This window comes from Dyella japonica A8 (assembly GCF_000725385.1).
Lineage (GTDB): Bacteria > Pseudomonadota > Gammaproteobacteria > Xanthomonadales > Rhodanobacteraceae > Dyella > Dyella japonica_C.
The window spans coordinates 4,400,610-4,421,693 of sequence record NZ_CP008884.1 but is presented as its reverse complement, the minus strand read 5'-3'; the positions used below and the strand labels follow the sequence as shown (position 1 = coordinate 4,421,693).

The following is a 21,084-nucleotide window of genomic DNA, read 5'->3' as shown; positions in this document are numbered from 1 at the left end:
CGCGTGACTGATATTCGCAACAACGCCGACCACTACCCGCAGCGCATCGTCTGCCTTACCGAAGAACCCACCGAAGTGCTGTATGCACTCGGCGAGGAGCACCGCATCGTCGGCATCTCCGGCTTCACCGTGCGCCCGCCGCGGGCACGCAAGGAAAAGCCGAAGGTGTCGGCGTTCACCAGCGCGAAGATCGACGAGATCCTCAAGCTGCAGCCGGATTTCGTGATCGGCTTTTCCGACATCCAGGCGGATATCGCGCGCGAGTTGATCAAGGCGGGCGTGGAAGTGTGGATCAGCAATCACCGCAGCGTGGATGGCATCCTCGCTTACATCCGACGACTGGGCGCGATGGTGGGTGCGGCGGAGAAGGCGGAAGCCTATGCACAGAAAGCCGAGCAACAGATCGCGCGCATCGAAGCGGCGGCTGCGCAGTTCAAGCGGCGGCCCAAGGTGTATTTCGAGGAGTGGGACGAACCCCTGATCACGGGCATCCAGTGGGTGGCGGAGCTGATCCGCATCGCTGGCGGTGAAGACGTGTTTCCACGGATGTCAGGGGAGTCACTCGCCAAGCACCGCATTCTTGCCGACGCGGGCGAGGTGGTGGATGCCGCGCCGGACATCATTCTTGGCTCATGGTGCGGAAAGCGGTTTCGGCCGGAGCGGGTGGCGGCGCGCGAGGGGTGGGATGCGATTCCTGCCGTGCGGGACGGGGAGCTTTACGAGATCAAGTCGCCGATCATTTTGCAGCCGGGGCCGGCGGCGTTGTTTGATGGGTTGGAGGCGATGCATGGGATTTTTGCTGCCTGGGATAGGGGGCAGCGGGGCTGATTTTTTTGTCGCGTTGCTGATGTGGTGTGGGGCTGCGAGCTTTTTCTCGCTCTTCCTGCTGGGGAGCGCGGGAGCCACCATGGATGGTTGCGGGCTTTGAGGAGCGGGGGAGGGGCAATCTCGCCTCACCGTTTCACAGACACCGTCATCCCAGCGAAGGCTGGGATCCAGTGACTTTGGGCTCGGTTGTCGCGATATGGCGACCTGGCTCGCCTGCGGCGGGCTTCCGCCCTCCTGCCGGAGGCCGGGTTACTTTCTCTTGCTTGCCCAAGAGAAAGTAACCAAAGAGAAGGGCGCCCCGCTTGGCGCTGGCCGGTAAAGCCGGCCAGTCCGTGAGGGGCGGCCGGGCTTTTCGACAGGGCGTCCTGCCCTGTCGAAAAGGGATCGGCGTCCCTGCCGATCCCCCTTCGGGCCTGATCGTCCACCCCTCACCGCCGCACAGGGACCCAAAGGTCAAAAGCCAAAGCGCAGAGCGCACGGCTCGTGCCGCTGCGCGGCACCTCGCGGCGTGTCGAATGACGGTGTGTTCGACGTGGCGGGACCGTCCTTGTAGGAGCGCACCCTGTGCGCGACCGCAACGTTTGGTGATCATCGCTCCGTCAGGCTGTCGCGCACAGGGTGCGCTCCTACAAGGCTGCCTCAGGGTTCAGCCCAGTCCTCTCTAGGGAGAGAGGACGAGCGATAAGTGATGTTCAACGTGAACGACCTAAGGGCACGGAAGGAGGCGCCGCGCAGCGGCACGACGCTCCGCCTTAAGCCCTCTGCGCTGCGGCGCGTTGCGAAGCGCTCTGAGGTACCCGCTGTGTAGCGGCGAAGGTCGCCAAGCACCAACGTTCCTCGAGCGTTCGGGCTTATCCCCGCGCAATGCTGCCAGCTCTGAAGGCCATTTCTTTGGGTTACTTTTCTTTGGGCCAGCAAAGAAAAGTGACTCGAGCGTCGGCAGACGATCGAAACGCCCGCTGCGTAAGCGGCCCGGTCGCGGGAGAGCCCGAGGCGACGACCGACCACTACAGAAACTGGACCCCTGCCTCCGCAGGGGTGACGGCTAAAGAATGAAGCGGTGAGGCGAGCACCCACTCCTCACCCCAACCCTCTCCTTACTCCTTAAAACCGCAGCCATCCATGGTGACTACCCCGTGCCTCAAAGGGGGGGAGGACACGTCCCAAACCACCCGCGCCCAACCACCCACCGACCAAGCGCCGAGGACACAGATCAATTCAGCAGACGAAGCACTGAATCAACGCCTCGCCCACCAACGGAGCCAGAGCGAAAACTCAATTCGGCCGCTGATCCGCAAACGCGTAAACGTGATCCGCCCACTGCGTCGCCTCAAGATAAATCGCCGCCATGCGACGAATCACCTGTGGTTGCACTTCGCCACCGCGCAAGTTGCCCGCCTCCCAAGCGCGGATCTGATCCAGCAGCGGCGCGAACGGACCCTTGTTCTCCAGCAACGCACTGCTGATCTCACGTGCCAGCGGCAAATGCCACAGCACGAAATCCATCGGTGCTTCCATCATCGCATCAAGCAATGAGAACAGACCGGCAGTGAACGCCATTTCGCGTTGCTCACCGGGCATACCCTGCGCAAGTTTTTCGGCCATATGCGCGCGGATCAGCGCGGCGCGCAGCAATTCCGGCGGGCGATCGCCGGTGCCGCTCAGCGCCATGGTGTAGATCCAGTTACGCAGGCGCGCGGCACCGAAGAAGATGGCCGCCTGCTGCACCGACTTGAGCTGGCGCGGCAGCGCGAAATAGGCGGAGTTCACGCAGCCCAGCAGCTTGTAGCTGAGGATGGCGTCGTCGCGCACGATCTGGCCCAGCTCCACCGGGCCGGGATTGCCTTCCTGCAGGGCCTTCATCAGGCGCAGCAGACTCAGGCGGCTGGCGGCCAGCACGGGCACGGCGACCGGTTCGGGCTTGAGCAGGAACTGGCCCTGGATCGCCTGCAGCGGCAGCGATTCGCAGCGATGGTAGGTGTCGTGGTCGTCCACGTGGCCGGCGACCACGTGGGTGCCGCGGGCATGCAGGTATTCGCTGCGCGAACGCAGGGTCGCGGGGTCGAGCTTGCTGGCGTCTAGTCGCACGAACTGCACGATCTTCAGCAGCGGCTCGACGGCGGGATTGAATTCGAGTGTGGTGTCACCGGCATCGAGCATCAACGGGCAGCCGCGCTGCGCCATGCGGGATAGGCGTTCCACCAGGGCGGGATCGGCCGCAGCCTCGGGCTTCAGCAGCACGCCGAAACGCGGCTGGTGCTGCAGCACGTCGGTCTCCTCCATCAGGAGGTCGTGCGTGAGCCGGAGGAAGGTGCGGTTACCGCGCACGAGGCGGGCGAGGGCGCCGTCGGTGATGGTGGCGAGCGCGCGGCGCATCAGCGCGGCTTCGTCCTCCGCATGGTCCTGGAACACGATCTCGTACGCGAAGAGTTCGCGCTTGCTGTCCAGCATGGGCAGACGGATGACCGGCAGCGCTTGTTCGCTGGCGGCGGAGGCGTCTTGGGCGGGGGAGATGGCCGCGGCTTCGCTCATGATCGATCGACGTGTTGACGAGGGTTGGGTGGGACGGCAACTGCCGCCGACAAACACATGCAGGTGAAGCGATGCCGCAGCTGCGTCTTGTTGCTTATGCCTCGGCCAGCGTCTGCGAGCGCAGGCTCATGCGCAGATCTCCCGCGCGGCCGTACACGCTTGCTTCGGCTTCGTTGCCGGTCAGCACCGCCAGCGCCTTGCGCACCTGCTGCAGACGGATACCCACGAGGGTGCCGTTGCGCTGGTTGAGCTGCTCGCAGGCGCGCAGCGATTGCAGAATTTCCTGCCACTTCGGGGCCAGCTCGCGACTGGCCTCCGGTGCTCCCTGGCTGAGCTGTACGCGTTCGCTGTCGAGCTGTTCCAGTCGCAGCATCAGTTCGTGCTTGCTGGAACCCGCCTGATTAAGCGCGTTGACGTCAGCCGATTCCAGGGCGTTGCGCTCGGTGTTGAGCGTGTCCATCAAGTCACCCACTGCCAGCCGCATCTCCTCGACCGCGGCCGTCAGGGCATGGTCCAGTTCGGCTTGCAGGGAAGGTTTCATGACTTGCCGTTCATCTGGTTTTCGAGCGCCATCATGCGATCGGCGATGCGGCCGGCGTCGACCTTGTACGTGCCGTTGGCCAGCGCCTGGCGGATCTGCTCGACTTTCTTCGTGTCCATGGTGGCACCGCTGTTGGTGCGGGCTGCTTCCTGCAGTGCGCGGGCGGAGTCGGTCAGCTGCACGCGGTCATTTGCACCCGTGCTGCCGGCGGCGGCGTCGCTCGACGTCGTGCTGGAGGGGCCCTGCGTGGCGCTGCTGCCCTGGCCCGTGGGGGGCTGGGGAAGCTTGGGCAAGCCGTTGTTGGATATGGTGGTGTTCATGGGTCCGTTCTCTTGGATATCTGGCCCTGTTGCTGACAGGATCGGCCGGCTGGCCGCAAACTTTAATGGGTCGAGCGCGACGCGGGTCACGGAAGCGCCAGCACCTCGCCTGGCGCCATCACCATGGCGTCGATCACCTTGCCGGAACTGCCGTTGCGCACCCTCAGGCGCGAACCGCTGTCCCCGCTGCCCAGGGCGACACCGCTCGCGCGCACCTCGATGCCGTTGAGGCGGGATACCAGCTGTACCTGATCGCCGGCTTTCACGGCGCTGCGCCCGCCCAGGGCGGCCGGGGTGACCACGCTGCCCATGCCCAGGGCGCGCGACAGGGTACGGCCTTCCAGGTCCGCCATGTCGCTGACGTAGCCATAGCCCAGCTTGGCAATGTCGCGTTCCTCGCGGCGCACGTCGTCCGGACGTACGCCATCGCCACGCTGCAGGGGGCGTACTAATACCAGCACTTCGCGAAAAACCTGAAGCTGTACGGGTACATGCAGGGTCCAGCCGTCCGGGCCGGGGCAGCGCACCAGCACGGTCATGCGCGGCATGATGCGGGCGCCGGTCTGCAGGCCGGCATTGAGCGGTGCGAGACAGGGGGCGAGCTGCAGGGTACGTGTATCCAGTTCCGCCGCCTGTGCCACCACCCGGTTGCCCGGGGTTGCGTACTGGCCGCGCAGCCACTGTTCGGCGGCCGCGCGCGCCGCCTGGGCCGGTTCCACGGCGTGGGCGGGTAGCACCAGGGTGGCGAGCAGCAGGGAGGCCAGTACGCGCCGGATCACAGGTCGGCCAGCAGCGCGTTGAGCTGGCTGAGCAGGGTTTCGCGCTCGCTTTCCAACTGCTGCAGCAACTGGCCGGCCTGGTCGAGCTGGCCGTCGCACAGCAGGGTGGCGAAGTTGCTGCCCTGTTCGCGCAGGCGCGTGCCGGAGGCGGTCAGCGCGCTGGCGGCCGGGTTGGCGTCGCGGTTGGCGGTCAGTCGATCCAGCGTGCGGGCCAGCGCCTGCGTGTCGAACCAGCGACGATCGAGCGCGGCCGGTTCCTGCAGGGCCAGTTCCATCGCCTGGCGCAGGCCTTGCGCGGCTTCGCGCACGGTCAGGCTCAGGCTGGCCGGGTCCTGGCCGCTCTCGGTTTCCAGCCAGTCCAGCGCAAGGCGATGGCCGAGCAGGGCGCCGCGGCTCAGTGCCTCGGACTGACGCGTGGCTTCGGCGGAGCGGCGATGCCACACGCCCAGCGCGGCCTGCGCCGCCACGGCGCGGGCGTGCTGGGCATCCTGATTCTTGTGCATGGTGCCGACGCGCTCGCCGATCTGGCGCAGCGCTTCACCGCTGTCGCGCAGCGAGGCTTCGGTCTGGCCGAGGCCGCCCTGCGCGCGGTCGAGGCGGGACAGGCCCTGCTGCACGTCACCATCGAGCTGCTGCGAGAACTCGCCGATGGAACCGGTGACCGCTTCGATCTCGTCGGTGGCCTGGCTGGTCTTCTCGGCCAGTTGCTTCACCTCGTCCGCCACTACGGCAAAGCCGCGACCGGCCTCGCCGGCACGAGCCGCTTCGATGGCAGCGTTGAGCGCAACCAGGTTGGTCTGGTGGGCGATCTCCTGCACCACGCCGGTGAGCTTGCGGATCTGTGCCACCTGTTCGGCCAGCTTGCTCTGGTTGCGGTTCATGGCGGACAGGGCGGTGCGCAACAGGCGTAGCTGGCCGTCCAGCTCGCTCACGCTGCGCTCGCTGCTTTCGCCAGTCTGACGCGCGTAGTCCAGGCCGGTGGCGATCTGCTGCAGCGATGTCGAGATTCCGGCACTGCCGTCCGTCAAGCGGCCGACGTCGTCGCGGCTTTCCTGCGCCGACTGGTGCATGGAGGCCTGCTCCCGCACCAGTTGCTGCGAGGCGCCGAGCACCAGGCCCAGCTGCTCCATCGTCTGCATGGCAACGGCCGCCGGCGGGCGCGTGGTGAACACGGCCGCCAGCAACGGCGCCAGCGCCTGCGCTGCGCGCGGATGGCGTGCCGACAGTTGGGCGACCTGCGCCTGGTCACCCGCCGCGGCAGCGCGGGCGAGGTCGGCGAGATGCTGGCTCCAGATCAGACTCATGGGTGGATCATTCCTTCCTATAAGGGTCGCCACCGGCATCGGCGGCTGAGGTCGGAACTTGAGAAGCAAGCGACGTGCCACGCCCGGTTCGTCCCCCTCAAGCCGGCGGCACCCCGGCCGATACGCGTGGAGAAACGGCGGCTGGGCCGCGGCGAGGAAAGCGCATGACGGCGTGGATGGACAAGGTGGAGCAGCAGACCAAGCTGGCGGGGCACAACCGCGTGGCCATGCTGTTGTTCCGGATGGGCGATGACCAGTTGTTCGGCATCAATGTCTTCAAGGTAAGGGAGGTCATGCGCCGCCCACCCATGGAACGCATGCCGGACGCCCACCCGCTGATCGCCGGCAGCTGCGACTACCGCGGCACCACCATCCCCGTCATCGACCTGGCCGTGGCGCTGGGTTACGCCTCGCTGCGCGAGGTGGCCTCCGCCCACCTGATGGTCACCGAGTTCAGCCGCAGCGTGCAGGGCTTCCTCGTGGCCGAACCGCAGCGCCTGGTGCATTGTGCCGGCGAATCGCTGGCCGCCCCGGCCCCGGCACTGGGCTTTGGTGGCCGCGTGAACGCGGTAACGCGTGTGGACGGTGCGCTGGTGGCGGTGGTGGACGTGGAACACGTGCTGGCCTCACTCAACGCGACCACCACGGAACTGTCGGCGCCGATGCAGCGCATCGCCCGCGTCCATGACCTGCAGCCCCGGCGCGTGATGGTGGTGGACGACTCCCTGGTCGCCCGCAACCAGCTGGTGAACCTGTTCCGCCAGATGGATATGGAGTGCGTGATCGCGACGGACGGTCGCGAAGCGCTGGAGCGTCTGGAGGCGATCGCGGCGTCGCCGGGCGAGGAACGGGTGACGCTGGTGGTGTCTGACATCGAGATGCCGCGCATGGATGGTTATGCGCTGACGCGGGCGATCCGCGAGACGCCGGCGCTGCGCTCGCTGAAAGTGGTGCTGCATAGCTCGATCAGCGGCATTTTCAATGAGGCGATGGTGCGGGAGGTGAATGCGGATCGCTTCGTGGCGAAGTTCCAGCCGGATGTGTTGGCGCAGGCGGTGCTGGATTTGATGCCGGAGGGGTTGGCGGAGTTTTGAGCGCTGCGCTTTTCTTCCTCGCCATTGGGGGACGCGGGGAGGGGTGTTGGATGGCTGCAGTATTAAGCAGTATTAAGCAGCGAGAAGAGGGTTTGGGGGCAACCTAGCCTCACCGCTTCGTTCTTCAGTCGTCATCCCGGCGCACCCCGAAAAGGGGGCAAGGGCCGGGGGCGCTTTTCAACAGCCGCATGGCTGGGCATCCCGTTTCGGTAGGGGTCGGTCGTCGCCTCGGACGTTTCCGCGACCTGGCCCGCCTGCCGCGGGCTTCCGAACTGCTGCCGCAGTCCGGGTCACTTTTCTTTGCTTGCCCAAAGAAAAGTAACCAAAAGAAAGGGCCCCCCGGATGACGCGCCTTCCGGGCCTATGGCCCTCCAGGTTCGCGGTCGGGTTGCGGGGTTTGTCGACAGGGCATCCTGCCCTGACGACAAACTGGCCGGCATCCTTGCCGGCCACCCTTCGGGCTATTCCTCCACCCGCCCGCCGCGTCATACGGGGACCCGGGAGATCAAGAGCTAAGAGCCAAAAGCCAAAAGCCAAAAGCCAAAAGCCAAAGCGAGAGCTCGAGGCGTCAGCGGAGCACTCCAAGATGGCGGATACCTTGTGGGAGCGCACCCTGTGCGCGACTGGGGCGTCTCGTAGTCACCGCTCCGTTAGGTTGTCGCGCACAGGGTGCGCTCCCACAGAAAAGAGAAAAGCGGGCGGGCGTGCGGGTCCATCAGGGCCGAAGCGAAGCGAGGGGCTGCTTTAAGTCCTCATCGCCATGGCGCGTTGCGAAGCGCTTGGCACTACCCGCTGTGTAGAGGCGAAGGTAGCTAAGCAACGATCTGCCTCACGCGTTCGGGCTTATCCCAGCAGAATGCTGCCAGCTCTGGCTCTTCAGGCCATTTTCTTTGGGTTACTTTCGACGCGAAGCTAGTCCCCGTGGGATCTTTTGGGCCAGCAAAAAGAAAAGTGACTCGGCCTTCGGCAGAAGGTCGAAACGCCCGCTGCGTAAGCGGCCCGATCGCGGGATCGCACGATGCGACGACCGACCACGACAGAAACTGGATGACCAGCCTTCGGCTGTTGTGAAGCGCCTCCGGCCTGCGCCGGGATGACGGTTCTTTTGAAACCTTGAGGCGAGCACCCATCCGTCACCTCTGCACATACTCTCTCTCTGCCCCAGCCCTGCGGCCATCCATAGCTGCTCTCCGCGCACCCCTATGAGGAGACGGGCCAAGCCCTCGGCACCGTCACGACAAGCCATCCCCGGGCCCTGACAAACCCCCCGTCAGGAACCCGCTACACCCCGCGTCGACTTTCCGACATCCCCACCCAATCCCCTCACGCGCCACCCCCACAAAACCGGACAAACCCAGCAACCACGCGGCCTCCCAGCCGCCCCGCAAACCGTGGCACGCAAATTGCTCAAACCCATCCCGCGGCCCCTGCCGCAGGAGTGAGCGATGAGTTCCATCAACGACAACCTGTTCGGTCTCCACACCCAGGCACTGGACCTGTGGCAGAAGCGCAGTGAGGTGCTGGCGAGCAATCTCGCCAATGCCGACACCCCGGGTTACCTCGCGCGCGACGTCGATTTCAAGCAGGCATTGGCCAGCGCCAGCGGCACCAGCAGCGCGTTGCCGATGACGATCACGCAGCAGGGCCAGATCGATCCGCAGGCACAGTCCGCGCAGAAGCTGGCATATCGCACGCCCACGCAGCCGTCGATGGACGGCAACACCGTGGATACCCAGGTCGAGCAGGCCAACTTCGCCGCCAATGGCGTGCATTACCAGGCCAGTCTTTCCTTCATCACCGCGCAGATCCACATGCTGCGCACGGCCATCACCGGAGGCCAGGGCTGATGTCACTGTTCAAGATTTTCGATGTCGCGGGCTCGGGCATGGCAGCACAGTCGCTGCGGCTCAACACCGTAGCCAGCAACCTTGCCAACGCCGACAGCGTGTCCAGCACGCCGGAGGGGGCGTATCGCGCCAAGGAACCGTTGTTCTCCGCCGTGCAGAAGGCCGTTGGCGGTGCGAAAACCGCCGAGGCGGACAGCGCCGTCGGCGTGCAGGTGAAGGGCGTGACCGAAAGCCAGGCCGACGTGCAGGCGCGCTATGAGCCTGGCAACCCGATGGCGGACGGGACGGGCTACGTCTACGGCAGCAACGTCAATCCCATCGACGAGCTGGTGAACATGATCACCGCATCGCGTTCGTACCAGAACAATGTCGAGGCGATGAACACCACCAAGCAGCTGATGGTCAAGACCCTCGACCTCGGCAAGTAAGCCGGGAGGAAACCCACGTGTCCACGATTCCCAGCACTACCAATACCGGCAGCACCGGCGCGACCAGCACCTCGAGCGCGAACTCGTCGCTGTCGAGCAGTATGTCGCAGGCCGACTTCCTCAAGTTGATGACGGCCCAGCTGAAGGCGCAGGACCCGACCAATCCGGTCGACAACTCGCAGTTCGTTTCGCAGATGGCGCAGTTCAGCCAGCTCTCGGCGACGCAGCAGCTGGATACCGACCTGCAGTCGCTCGCAACCAGCGTCAACACGTCGATGCAGACCTCGCAGGTGCTCAGTTCATCGAACCTGGTGAATCGCCAGGTGCTGGTGCCGGGCAGCTCCACCACCTATGACGGCAGCGACGCGGTGAAGGGCGCGGTGAACGTGACCAGCGCCACCAGCGTCAACGTGCAGGTGGTGGACGGCAACGGCAACGTGATCCGCAATATTCCGCTGGGCGCGCAGAACGCGGGCCTCGCGCAGTTCAGCTGGGACGGCAAGGACGACAACGGCAATGCCGTGGCCGCCGGCACGTACACCCTCAAGGCGGCCAGTGGCAGCACCGCGCTCAGTACCTATGTCGCCGGCACGGTGACGGGCGTGGGCTATGGCGGCAGTTCGCTGGGCACGTACCTGCAGGTTTCGGGCGTGGGCGGCGTGCCGCTCAGCCAGGTGGCACAGATTCTCTGACGCTTCGCGCGTCCACTCCAAAGAGGAATAGAACATGGCACTCAATACGGCGCTCAGCGGCATCAACGCGGCCCAGTCCGATCTCAACGTCATCTCCAACAACATCGCCAACGCCAACACCACCGGCTTCAAGGGTTCGCGCGCGGAGTTCGCGGACATCTACGCGGTGACCGGCCTGAACATCAACTCCACCGCGGTGGGCAGCGGCGTGCGCCTGCAGGAAGTGGCCCAGCAGTTCAACCAGGGCGACATCCAGACCACCAACAACAGCCTTGACCTGGCCATCAGCGGCAACGGCTTCTTCGTGGTGAACAACGGCAGCGGCGTGCAGTACACGCGCGCCGGTGATTTCCAGAAGAACCCGAACGGCTACATCACCACGCCCGATGGCGCGCATCTGCAGATGTACCCGGCCAATGGTGCCGGTGGTTTCGACAGCAGCACGCTGACCGATTTCAACTGGGTCACCGCGCAGAGCAACGCCACGGCCACCTCGACCATCACCATGACGTCGAACCTGCCGGCGAGCGCCAGCGTGCCGGCCAATGCCTTCAGTACCACCGATTCCACCAGCTACAACGCCGCCGCGCCGGTGACCGTGTACGACTCGCAGGGCGGTTCGCACCAGGCGACGATCTACTACGTGAAGACCGGCACCAACACCTGGAACGCCAACCTCTACGTGGACGGCCAGAGCGCGGGTACGCAACCGCTGACCTTTGACGCTACCGGCAAGCTGGCCACGCCGAGCAACGGCAAGCTGGCCTTCAACAGCGTGAACCTGGCCAACGGTTCCTCGCCGATGACGCTGTCGCTCAACGTGGCCAACACCACGCAGTACGGCACGGACTATTCCGCCGGCACTATCCAGCAGAACGGCTTCGAGGCCGGCACGCTGTCGAGCATCGACATCGACAGCAAGGGCGTGATCACCGCCTATTACTCCAACAACCAGAGCACGCAGATCGGCCAGGTGGCGATTGCCAACTTCGCCAACGTGCAGGGCCTGCGCCAGCTGGGCAACACCACCTGGGCAGCCAGCACGGATTCCGGCCCGGCGGTGATGGGCACGGCGAGCGTGGGGCAGTTCGGCACCATCCAGTCGGGTGCGCTGGAAAGCTCCAACACCGCCGACACCACCGCGCAGCTGGTGAACATGATCCAGGCGCAGCGCGACTACCAGGCCAATGCCCAGGTGCTGTCGACCGACAACACGCTGGCTTCGGCGCTGTTCAACGCTGTTTCCCGTTAATCACCCGCGATAGCGAAGGGCAGCCATGGATCGTTCCGTCTACGTCGCGATGACCGGGGCCACGCAGATCATGCGTGCCCAGGAAGCGGTGAGCCACAACCTGGCCAACACGTCCACGGTCGGCTTCAAGAGCGAGCTCTCCGCCTTCCAGAGCGTGCCGGTGCTGGGCGAAGGCCAGCCGGCGCGCATCAATGCGGTGACGCACGGCATCGGCCAGAGCAGCGCGCAGGGTTCGCCGGTCAACACCGGGCGCGCGCTGGATATCTCCGTGCGCGGCGATGGTTTCATCGCCGTGCAGGCGCCGGACGGCTCGGAAGCCTATACGCGCGCCGGCGATCTTCAGCTCACCGCCGATGGTGCGTTGACCGATGCGAAGGGCAACCCGGTGATGGGTGGTTCCGGCCCCATCACCATTCCGCCGGCCACGGACATCAGCGTCGGCTCTGACGGCACCATCTCCACGGTGCCGCAGGGGCAGGGCGCCAACTCCATTTCGCAGATCGATCGCATCAAGCTGGTCAAGCCCGACATCACGCAGATGTCGCAGGGTTCCGATGGCCTGATGCACATGAACGACGGCAGCACGGCGGCGATCGACGACAACGTCACCATCGCCTCGGGTGAACTGGAAGGCAGCAACGTCAATCCATCGGCGGAGCTGGTGAAGATGATCGCGCTCTCGCGCCAGTACGACATGCAGGTGAAGTCCATCAAGACCTCTGAGGACAACGCCGATGCCAGCCTCAAGCTGATGCAGGCCAATTAAGTGCGGCTGATGAAACGACCAGGAACCCCGAAGGTTTTGATCGTCATTCCCGCGAAGGCGGGAATCCAGTGCCTTAGACCTCAACGAGCTTGAAGACACTGGATTCCCGCCTTCGCGGGAATGACGAGCTTGAAGTGTGACGGGATGTTGTTAGCGGCTCTCAGCCTTTTTCAGGAGTAACCGATGTTCTCTTCCCTCTGGATCGCCAAGACCGGCCTTGACGCGCAGCAGACGCGCATGGACGTGATCTCCAACAACCTGGCCAACGCCAACACCACGGCGTTCAAGAGCTCGCGCGCCTCGTTCCAGGACCTGATGTACCAGAACAAGGGGCAGCCGGGTGGGCAGACCACCGAGCAGACCGTGTCGCCCTCGGGCCTGATGCTGGGCACCGGTGTGCGCGTGGTGGCCAACGAGAAGCTGTTCACCGAAGGCAGCGTCACGCAGACCGGCAACTCGCTGGACGTGGCCATCCAGGGGCGTGGCTTCCTGCAGGTGAGCATGCCCGACGGCACCGTGGCCTATACGCGCGACGGCTCCCTGCATACCGATCCCAACGGCCAGCTGGTGACCTCGGACGGCTACCCGCTGGAGCCGGCCATCACCGTGCCGCCGAACGTGCAGAGCCTGACCATCGGTACCGACGGCACCGTGTCGGCGACGACCAATTCGTCGGCTACGCCGCAGACGCTGGGCACGCTGCAACTGGCGGACTTCATCAACCCCGCCGGCCTCCAGCCGATGGGCCAGAACCTTTATCAGGAAACCGCCTCCAGCGGTGCGCCGCAAACCGGCCAGCCCGCACTCAACGGCATGGGGTCGCTGCTGCAGGGTTCGCTCGAATCCTCCAACGTCAACGTGGTGGCCGAGATGGTCAACATGATCGAGACGCAGCGCACCTACGAGATGAATTCCAAGGCGATCAGCAGCACCGACCAGATGCTGCAAGACTTGACCGACAAGATGTGAGAACCGCCATGTCGTCCTTCCGTTCCCTTCCTCGCATCGGCGTCGTGCTGGCTCTGGCCATGCTGTCGGGCTGCGGCATGCAGCCGACGCACGACGATCACCAGTGGGCGGCCACCATGCCGGCGGAGCAGAGCGCTGCGCCGCCGACCGACGGCTCGATCTACCACGCCGACCAGGGCATGGAGCTGTTCAACGACGCGCGTGCGCACCGTGTGGGCGACATCCTCACCATCACGCTGGTGGAAAGCACGCAGGCGTCCAAGAAGGCCACCACCAACACGAGCAAGAAGGACGCAAGCACCATCTCCTCGCCGACCATTCTTGGTCATGCGCTCAAGGTCGGCGGCAAGACGGCGGACAGCAGCCTCAATGCCAACCGCGCGTTCGACGGCAGCGGCGACAGCAGCCAAAGCAACCAGCTCTCCGGATCGATCACGGTGACGGTGGCGCAGCGTCTTTCCAACGGCAACCTGATGGTGCGTGGCGAGAAGATGGTCACCATCAACCAGGGGCAGGAACAGATCCGTATCGCCGGCATCGTGCGTCCGCAGGACATCCTGCAGGACAACAGCGTGCCGTCCACGCGCGTGGCCGACGCGCAGATCGGTTACACCGGCAAGGGTGCACTGGCCGATGCGAATACGCAGGGCTGGCTGTCGCGCTTCTTCAGCTCGAAGTGGATGCCGTACTGATGAACATCCGTCGCCATGTCACCCATGCCGCGCTGGTCCGCACGCGCGAGCGCGTGGCCCATGCCCTGAGCGCCGCGGCCATCGTGCTGTGCGCGTGTTTCTCGGTGAACCAGCCCGCGCACGCGGACAAGATCCGCGACCTGGTGCAGGTCGGTGGCGTGCGCAGCAACCAGCTGATCGGTTACGGCCTGGTGGTGGGCCTGGACGGTAGCGGTGACCAGACCACGCAGGCACCGTTCACCACGCAAAGTCTGGAAAACATGCTGGTGCAGTTCGGCATCACGGTACCGGCCAATGTGCGGCCACAGCTGAAGAACGCGGCGGCGGTCACGGTGACCGCGCAGTTGCCGCCGTTCGCCAAGCCCGGCCAGGTCATCGACGTCACCGTGGCCTCCATCGGCAACGCCAAGAGCATCCGTGGCGGCGAGCTGCTGATGACCCCGCTGCGCGGTGCGGACGGCAACGTCTATGCCATGGCGCAGGGCAGCGTGGTGGTGGGCGGCATCACCGCGTCGGGCAAGAGCGGCTCCAGCGTGCAGGTGAACATTTCCGCGAGCGGCCGCATTCCCAACGGTGCGTCAGTCGAACGCGCGGTGGTCTCGTCGTTTTCCAACGGCGGCGACCTGGTGCTCAACCTCAACACGGCGGACTTCACCACGGCCACGCGCATCGCCGAGGCGGTGAATCGCACCTATGGCGCGGGCACGGCCAATGCGATGGACGGCGGCTCGGTGAGCGTGCGCGGCCCGCAGGATCCCAGCCAGCGGGTGGCGTGGATGGGCGCTATCCAGAATATCGACGTGACGCCGGGCGACGCGCCAGCGCGCGTGGTGGTCAACTCCCGTACCGGCACCGTGGTGATCGGCGCGGACGTGCGCGTGACGCCGGCCGCCGTGGCGCACGGTTCCATCCAGGTGACCATTTCCGAGAACCCGCAGGTATCCCAGCCCGGGCCCTTCAGCAAGGGTGGCCAGACGGTGGTGGTGCCGCAGAGTGACGTGCAGGTCAGCGAAGACGGCGCCCATATGTTCAAGTTCGGCCCGGGCACCAACCTCGACACCATCGTGCGCGCGGTGAACCAGGTGGGCGCCTCGCCGACCGACCTCATTTCCATCCTGCAGGCGCTCAAGCAGGCCGGCGCGCTCCATGCGGAGCTGGTGGTGATCTGATGGCTATCCCGGGGGACGCCGCCAAAAGCCTGAACACCTGGACCGACCTGTCCGGGTTTTCGGCACTGCGCCAAACCGCGCAGAGCGATGCCAAGGCGGCGTTGCCGGCGGTGGCCAAGCAGTTCGAGTCGATCTTCACGCAGATGATGCTGAAGTCGATGCGCGATGCCAGCAGCGGCGACGGCCTGATGGACAGCGACGCCGGCAACCAGTGGCGCGACATGTTCGACCAGCAGCTGTCCGTGCAGTTGTCGCAGGGCGGCCATGGCATCGGCATCGCGCAGATGCTGGTGAAGCAACTCGGTGGTGCGCTGGGCGGCTCGTCGGACGGCGCCACCGGCGCCAGTGCCAACGCCGCCAGCGGCGATGGCTGGCAGCAGCGGCTCCATTCGGTGGCCAGCGCGGTGACATCCACGGGCGAGAAGGTGCTCAAGCTCCTGCCCAAGGATGCCGAGGAATTCGTCAGGCAGCTGGCCCCCTACGCCCAGCAGGCCGCCCAGAAGCTGGGCGTGTCCGTGCGCGCCGTACTGGCGCAGGCGGCGCTGGAAACGCAGTGGGGCAAGCACCTGCCCACGCATTCCAATGGCAACACCAGCAACAACCTGTTCGGCATGAAGGCCGGCAGCAGCTGGGACGGCGACAAGGTGAGCGTGAAGACCCTGGAATTCGAAGGTGGCGTGCCGGTGCAGAAGCACGCGCAGTTCCGCTCTTATGACAACCCGGGCCAGTCGTTCAACGACTACGCCCAGCTCATTTCCGACAACCCGCGTTACGCCAGGGCACTGAACCATGGCGAGGACGTGGTCGGCTTCGCCAAGGGCCTGGTCAGCGGCGGCTATGCCACCGACCCGGCCTATGCCCAGAAGATCATCGCGATCGCCAACAGCCCCCAGATGCGTGACGCACTCGACGCTATCAGGGAGGGCGCCCTCAAGAATGTGGGCAGCCAGCCGAATCCCTCCGAGTGAAACGTCCCGGAATGACCCATGTCTAATCTCCTCAGCATCGGCGCCTCAGGGCTCAATGCCGCACAGGTGGCGCTGACCACCGTCGGCAACAACATCAGCAACGTCAACACGACGGGCTATAGCCGGCAGACGGTGGTGCAGACCGAGGCGATCTCGCAGAGCGGCGGCGGGCTCACCATCGGCAGCGGCGTCGACGTGCAGTCGGTGCAGCGTGCCTACAGCGACTTCCTGACCTCGGCGCTGTGGACCGCCAACTCGGGGATGCAGCGAGCCACCTCGACCAACAACCTGGCGACCACGCTGAACAGCGCGCTCAGTGCCAGCGGCAACCTGCAGGGCGCGCTGGACAGCTTCTACGGCGGTTTCAGCACGGTGGCGAACACGCCCGGCGTGGCGTCCAGCCGCCAGTCGCTATTGGGCAGCGCGGGCCAGATGGTCACGGTGTTCAATACGCTGAGTCAGCAGTTCACCGCGCAGCTGAGCCAGGTGAACGCGCAGATCAGCACCACGGTGAACAGCATCAACACCGTGGCGAGCAACCTGGCGAGCATCAACAGTAAGATCCATGCGGCCGGCAACAGCGTACCCAACGACCTGCTGGACCAGCGCGACAACCTGGTGCAGACGCTGTCGGGCTACATGGGCGTTTCCGCCTTTGTGCAGAGCGACAACACCATCAGCGTGTACGGCTCCAGCGGACAGGCGCTGGTGAGCGGCGACAAGTCGTTCGCCCTGCAGACCGCCCCCAACCAGTACGATGCCTCGCGCACCGAGGTGGTCGACAGCACCGGCACCGTGGTCAGCGGCAAGCTGAGCGGCGGCACGCTGGGCGCGTTGCTCGACTACCGCAGCAACGTGCTGGACAGCGTGCAGAACCAGCTCGGCCAGGCCGCCGTGGCGCTGTCCACCAGCGTCAACACCCAGCAGGCCAAGGGCCTGGACCTCAACGGCAAACAGGGCGGCCCGATGTTCAGCGTGCCCGCGCCGACGGTGCTGACCAGCAACCTCAACAAGGGCAGTGCGAGCGTCTCGGCCAGCATCAGCAATGTGTCCCAGCTCACCGGCTCCGACTACACGCTGAGTTACGACGGCAGCAAGTGGAACCTGGCGACCACTTCCGGGCAGAACGTGCCGATGACGGCCAACCCGGATGGCACCTATTCCGCCGATGGCATGACGTTGTCGCTTTCGGGCACGGCGCAGGCGGGCGACAGCTTTCAGATCCAGCCCACGCGCCAGGCCGCCAGCGGCCTCACGCTGGTGATGACCGATCCCAACGGCATCGCTGCTGCCGCGGCACTGAGCGCCACCGCGGCCACCAGCAATACCGGTACCGGCAGCATCAGCGCCGTGACGGTGACCGACCCCACCAACGCAGCCTTGCTCAGCGGCGCTACCGTCAGCTTCCCGTCGGCCAACAGTTACCAGGTGACGAATAACGCGGGCACCGTACTGGCCAGCGGCAGTTATGCGGCGGGGCAGACCATCAGCGCCAATGGCTGGAGCGTGACGCCTTCGGGCACACCGGCCGCGAACGACAAGTTCACCATCGGCGCGAACAGCAATGGCCTCAACGACACCAGCAACGCACTGGCGCTGGCGGGGCTGGCCGATACCAAGATCCTGAATGGCGGCACGCAGTCGGTGATCGACTCCTACGGCACGCTCACCACCAGCATCGGCACGGTGGGCAGCCAGGCAGCAAGCAACCTCACCACGCAAACCAGCCTGTACAACCAGGCCATGTCCGCGCAGCAGAGCGTGTCGGGCGTGAACCTCGATGAAGAGGCGGCCAGCATGGTCAAGTACCAGCAAGCTTACCAGGCCTCCGCGCAGGTGATCTCCACCGCGCAGACGATTTTCAGCAGTTTGATCACCGCGCTGCACGGGTAAAGAGCCATGCGTCTCTCAACGAGTTGGATGTACCAGCAATCGCTCAACACCATGATCAGCCAGCAGACGGCGCTGGCGGCGACCCAGAACGAGGTGTCCACGGGCAACCGCATCAATGTCGCCTCGGACGATCCGGCGGGCGCGGGACAGGTGGTCAGCCTTAACCACGTCATTGCGGCGAACACGCAGTATTCGGACACCATCAACTCGGCGACCACGCGGCTGAACACCGAAGCCAGCACGCTCAGCTCGGTGAACAGCGTGCTCGACACCGCGCGCACGCTGGCGCTGCAGGCGGTGAACGGCACGCTGTCCGACAGCGACCGCAAGAGCATCGCCAGCCAGCTCAGCCAGATCCACGACCAGCTCGTGCAACTGGCCAATACCACCGACAGCAACGGCAACGCGCTGTTCGCCGGTACCAGCACCACCAAGGCACCGTTCCTGGTGGGCGCCAATGGTGCGGTCACCTATGGCGGCAACGATGGGCAGCAGCGCTCGGCCGTGGGCTCGGGCCTGCAGGTGGCGACCAGCGATCCGGGCTCGGGCCTGTTCATGAATATCCCCACCGGCAACGGTTCGTTCGTGGCCAGTGCCGGCGGTGCCAATACCGGCACGCTGGTGGTGGGCAGCAACAGCGTCACCGACTTTGCCGCGTGGAACAGCGGCAAGGCTGCCAGTGGTGGCGGCTACACCATCACGTTCGGTGCCGGCGGTACCTGGACGGCCGCCGATGCGAAGGGTAACCCGGTGCTCGACAGCAGCGGCAACCCGGTCGGCGGCACCTATAGCGACGGCGGCTCGATCAGCTTCAACGGCATGACCATCTCGATGAGTGGCACGCCTGCGGCGGGCGATACGGTGTCGGTGGGCACGGGCGGGCAGCAGGACATCTTCAGCACGTTGAACAACATGATCAGCGCGCTGCAAGGCGGTGGCAGCGACACGCAGCTCACCAATGTGATGAGCCGCCAGATCGAATCCATCGACCAGGCGCAGTCGTCGATCAGTTCAGTGCAGGTGTCCATCGGCGGGCGGTTGAACACGGTGCAGCAGCAACAAAGTGTGTATCAGGATCTCAACGTGACCTATCAGTCCGCGCTGTCGGATGTGCAGGGCGCCGATGCGTACACCGCGATCAGCAAGCTGTCGTTGCAGCAGACGGCGCTGCAGGCATCGCAGCAGATGTTTGCGCAGGTGAAGTCGATGAGCCTGTTCAATTATCTGAAGTAATGGTGCGTGATCCAGCGCTCGTCATTCCGGCGCAGGCCGGAATCCAGTAGCCGAAGCTGTCGGTTATCGCGAAGACCGACCGTGGTCGCTACTGGATTCCGGCCTGCGCCGGAATGACGAGCAAAAAAAGCCGCCCGGGAGAGGGCAGGGGTGATGGGACGGGTAAGGGGCGTTGTTTTCGGCCACCGGCAAGCAAGGGCTCAAGTAATCCCTTGACGGGCCGAAAAACTCACTGAGGCGGATGGCATCCCACGCACGGAGCCTGGTCGCCGGCACGAACAACGCCAATCCAAACCGGTCACCGGTTACGTAGGAGAAATCCAATGTCTCTCGTTATCAACACCAACATTTCGTCGCTGAATGCGCAGAACAACCTGACCAAGTCGCAGAGCGCGCTCGCTACCGCCACGCAGCGTCTGTCGTCGGGCATGAAGATCAACAGCGCGGCCGACAACGCCGCCGGCTTCGCGATCTCCCAGCGCTACACCACGCAGATCGGCGGCCTCGGCCAGGCCAGCTCCAACGCCTCGGACGCCATCAACCTGGCGCAGACCGCCGGTTCGGCCCTGGACCAGGTCACCGCCAACCTGCAGGCCATCCGCGACCTGGCCGTGCAGTCGGCCAACGGCACCTACACCTCGGCCGACCGTTCGTCGATCGACCAGGAAGTGCAGCAGCGCCTGGCTGAAATCACCCGTATCGCCAACCAGACCACGTTCAACGGTTCGAACGTGCTAGACGGCTCGATGAAGACCAAGAGCTTCCAGATCGGCGCCAACGTCGGTCAGACCATCTCGGTCAGCCTGGGCACCAGCGTCAAGGCCAGCGCCATGGGCCAGGTGTCCGAAGTGTCCTCGGGCAACATCGGTACGATCACGCTGAAGGCAGGCGACCTCAGCGTCGGTGCCGGCGCCGTTGCCGCGGGTACCTACACGGCCACCTCGCTGGCCGCGGCGATGCAGACCGCTGGCGGCGCCGGCGTGACGGCGACCGTTGGCGCCAACGGCGAAATCAACCTCGCCAACACCAGCGCCTCGGTGGTGAACATCACCGGCAACATGGCCTCCACGCTCGGCTTGCCCGCCTCCCTGGCCGCTACCACCGGTACGGGTACCACCACCGGCGTGGCTGCCAACGTCAACAAGCTGTCGCCGAACCTGGCGACCGAGAACTTCAGCATCAACGGCACCACCATCGACCTGAGCAGCGCCAAGACCCTGCAGGACGTGTCCGATGCCGTTAACGCCGCTGGCATCACGGGCGTCAGCGCTGCAGTGAACGGTGCGGGCAATGGCCTCAACTTCTACTCCAGCGGTGCGCTGAAGATCGGCGACACCAACGGTGCTGCAGGCGCAATCGCCGGCATCATCACCGGTGCCGCCACCGACGTGAACAACGTCGCCGGTCCGACCACGCCGTACGTCCAGGGCACGGCTGCCACCTCCGGTGGCTCGCTGGCCACCGGCAACGTGCAGTCGGTCGATTCGGCCAATGACCTGATCTCCCGCGTCGACGTGGCGCTGAAGACGGTCAGCGACTTCGCGGCCCAGCTGGGTGCGGTGCAGAACCGCTTCCAGTCCACCATCTCCACGGTGGCCGCGCAGACGACCAACCTGCAGGCGTCGCAGTCGACCATCCGCGACGCGGACTTCGCGGCCGAGACGGCGAACCTCAGCAAGGCGAACGTGCTCCAGCAGGCGGGTATCTCGGTGTTGGCCCAGGCCAACTCCAACCCGCAGCAGGTGCTCAAGCTGTTGCAGTAACGGATACAGGCCAG

At 65.3% G+C, this 21,084-nt stretch carries 19 protein-coding genes; 14 read left to right on the top strand and 5 right to left on the bottom strand.

Annotated elements, in window-relative coordinates:
- The first annotated feature begins 3 nt into the window (after positions 1–3).
- The gene (locus HY57_RS18835; RefSeq protein ID WP_019463634.1) at positions 4–828 is read left to right on the top strand and encodes a cobalamin-binding protein; all 825 of its coding nucleotides are present in this window, start codon (positions 4–6) and stop codon (positions 826–828) included.
- A gap of 1,275 nt (positions 829–2,103) precedes the next feature.
- On the opposite strand, the gene HY57_RS18830 is transcribed toward HY57_RS18835, so the two are convergent.
- The 5 genes from HY57_RS18830 to HY57_RS18810 all read right to left on the bottom strand — a co-directional run bounded on the left by HY57_RS18830 (position 2,104) and on the right by HY57_RS18810 (position 6,304).
- Positions 2,104–3,360: an EAL and HDOD domain-containing protein gene (locus HY57_RS18830; RefSeq protein WP_019463579.1), complete on the bottom strand. Its 1,257-nt coding sequence runs from the start codon at positions 3,358–3,360 to the stop codon at positions 2,104–2,106.
- A 94-nt stretch (positions 3,361–3,454) separates the two neighbouring features.
- Complete coding sequence (locus HY57_RS18825) at positions 3,455–3,901, bottom strand: flagella synthesis protein FlgN (RefSeq protein ID WP_019463580.1); 447 nt, start codon at positions 3,899–3,901, stop codon at positions 3,455–3,457.
- Complete coding sequence (flgM, locus tag HY57_RS18820) at positions 3,898–4,221, bottom strand: flagellar biosynthesis anti-sigma factor FlgM (RefSeq protein ID WP_019463581.1); 324 nt, start codon at positions 4,219–4,221, stop codon at positions 3,898–3,900. Before flgM ends, HY57_RS18825 begins: the two co-directional genes overlap by 4 nt.
- Positions 4,222–4,307: 86 nt before the next feature.
- Positions 4,308–5,000, bottom strand: a complete 693-nt coding sequence (gene flgA, locus HY57_RS18815) for a flagellar basal body P-ring formation chaperone FlgA (protein WP_019463582.1) — start codon at positions 4,998–5,000, stop codon at positions 4,308–4,310.
- Positions 4,997–6,304 (bottom strand): methyl-accepting chemotaxis protein, encoded by a 1,308-nt coding sequence (locus tag HY57_RS18810; protein ID WP_019463583.1) that lies wholly within the window; start codon positions 6,302–6,304, stop codon positions 4,997–4,999. The genes flgA and HY57_RS18810 overlap by 4 nt, the downstream gene beginning before the upstream one ends.
- Positions 6,305–6,468: 164 nt before the next feature.
- Here HY57_RS18810 and HY57_RS18805 point away from each other — a divergent pair, with 164 nt between their 5' ends.
- From HY57_RS18805 to HY57_RS18745, 13 genes are all read left to right on the top strand, one after another.
- The gene (locus tag HY57_RS18805; protein ID WP_019463584.1) at positions 6,469–7,398 is read left to right on the top strand and encodes a chemotaxis protein; all 930 of its coding nucleotides are present in this window, start codon (positions 6,469–6,471) and stop codon (positions 7,396–7,398) included.
- A gap of 1,445 nt (positions 7,399–8,843) precedes the next feature.
- Positions 8,844–9,245, top strand: coding sequence for a flagellar basal body rod protein FlgB (flgB, locus tag HY57_RS18800; protein WP_019464400.1), 402 nt, complete (start codon positions 8,844–8,846; stop codon positions 9,243–9,245).
- A complete protein-coding gene (gene flgC, locus HY57_RS18795; RefSeq protein WP_019464399.1) occupies positions 9,245–9,673 on the top strand; it encodes a flagellar basal body rod protein FlgC in 429 nt (142 codons plus the stop codon). The genes flgB and flgC overlap by 1 nt, the downstream gene beginning before the upstream one ends.
- A 17-nt stretch (positions 9,674–9,690) precedes the next feature.
- Entirely contained in the window at positions 9,691–10,365 is a 675-nt protein-coding gene (locus HY57_RS18790) for a flagellar hook assembly protein FlgD (protein ID WP_019464398.1), read from the top strand.
- Between the two features lie 34 nt (positions 10,366–10,399).
- Positions 10,400–11,617 carry a flagellar hook protein FlgE gene (gene flgE, locus HY57_RS18785; RefSeq protein ID WP_019464397.1) on the top strand — a complete coding sequence of 406 codons (1,218 nt, stop codon included), beginning with the start codon at positions 10,400–10,402 and terminating at the stop codon, positions 11,615–11,617.
- Positions 11,618–11,642: 25 nt separating this feature from the next.
- Positions 11,643–12,383: a flagellar basal-body rod protein FlgF gene (gene flgF, locus HY57_RS18780; protein WP_019464396.1), complete on the top strand. Its 741-nt coding sequence runs from the start codon at positions 11,643–11,645 to the stop codon at positions 12,381–12,383.
- Positions 12,384–12,566: 183 nt separating this feature from the next.
- Entirely contained in the window at positions 12,567–13,352 is a 786-nt protein-coding gene (gene flgG, locus HY57_RS18775) for a flagellar basal-body rod protein FlgG (protein WP_019464395.1), read from the top strand.
- 8 nt (positions 13,353–13,360) lie between these two features.
- The gene (flgH, locus tag HY57_RS18770; protein ID WP_019464394.1) at positions 13,361–14,044 is read left to right on the top strand and encodes a flagellar basal body L-ring protein FlgH; all 684 of its coding nucleotides are present in this window, start codon (positions 13,361–13,363) and stop codon (positions 14,042–14,044) included.
- A complete protein-coding gene (locus HY57_RS18765; protein ID WP_019464393.1) occupies positions 14,044–15,213 on the top strand; it encodes a flagellar basal body P-ring protein FlgI in 1,170 nt (389 codons plus the stop codon). The genes flgH and HY57_RS18765 overlap by 1 nt, the downstream gene beginning before the upstream one ends.
- The gene (flgJ, locus tag HY57_RS18760; protein ID WP_019464392.1) at positions 15,213–16,181 is read left to right on the top strand and encodes a flagellar assembly peptidoglycan hydrolase FlgJ; all 969 of its coding nucleotides are present in this window, start codon (positions 15,213–15,215) and stop codon (positions 16,179–16,181) included. The genes HY57_RS18765 and flgJ overlap by 1 nt, the downstream gene beginning before the upstream one ends.
- Positions 16,182–16,199: 18 nt before the next feature.
- Positions 16,200–18,074 carry a flagellar hook-associated protein FlgK gene (gene flgK, locus HY57_RS18755; protein ID WP_019464391.1) on the top strand — a complete coding sequence of 625 codons (1,875 nt, stop codon included), beginning with the start codon at positions 16,200–16,202 and terminating at the stop codon, positions 18,072–18,074.
- Positions 18,075–18,080: 6 nt separating this feature from the next.
- Entirely contained in the window at positions 18,081–19,307 is a 1,227-nt protein-coding gene (gene flgL / locus HY57_RS18750) for a flagellar hook-associated protein FlgL (RefSeq protein ID WP_026033778.1), read from the top strand.
- Positions 19,308–19,630: 323 nt separating this feature from the next.
- Positions 19,631–21,070, top strand: coding sequence for a flagellin (locus HY57_RS18745; protein ID WP_019464389.1), 1,440 nt, complete (start codon positions 19,631–19,633; stop codon positions 21,068–21,070).
- The last annotated feature ends 14 nt before the right edge of the window (positions 21,071–21,084 follow it).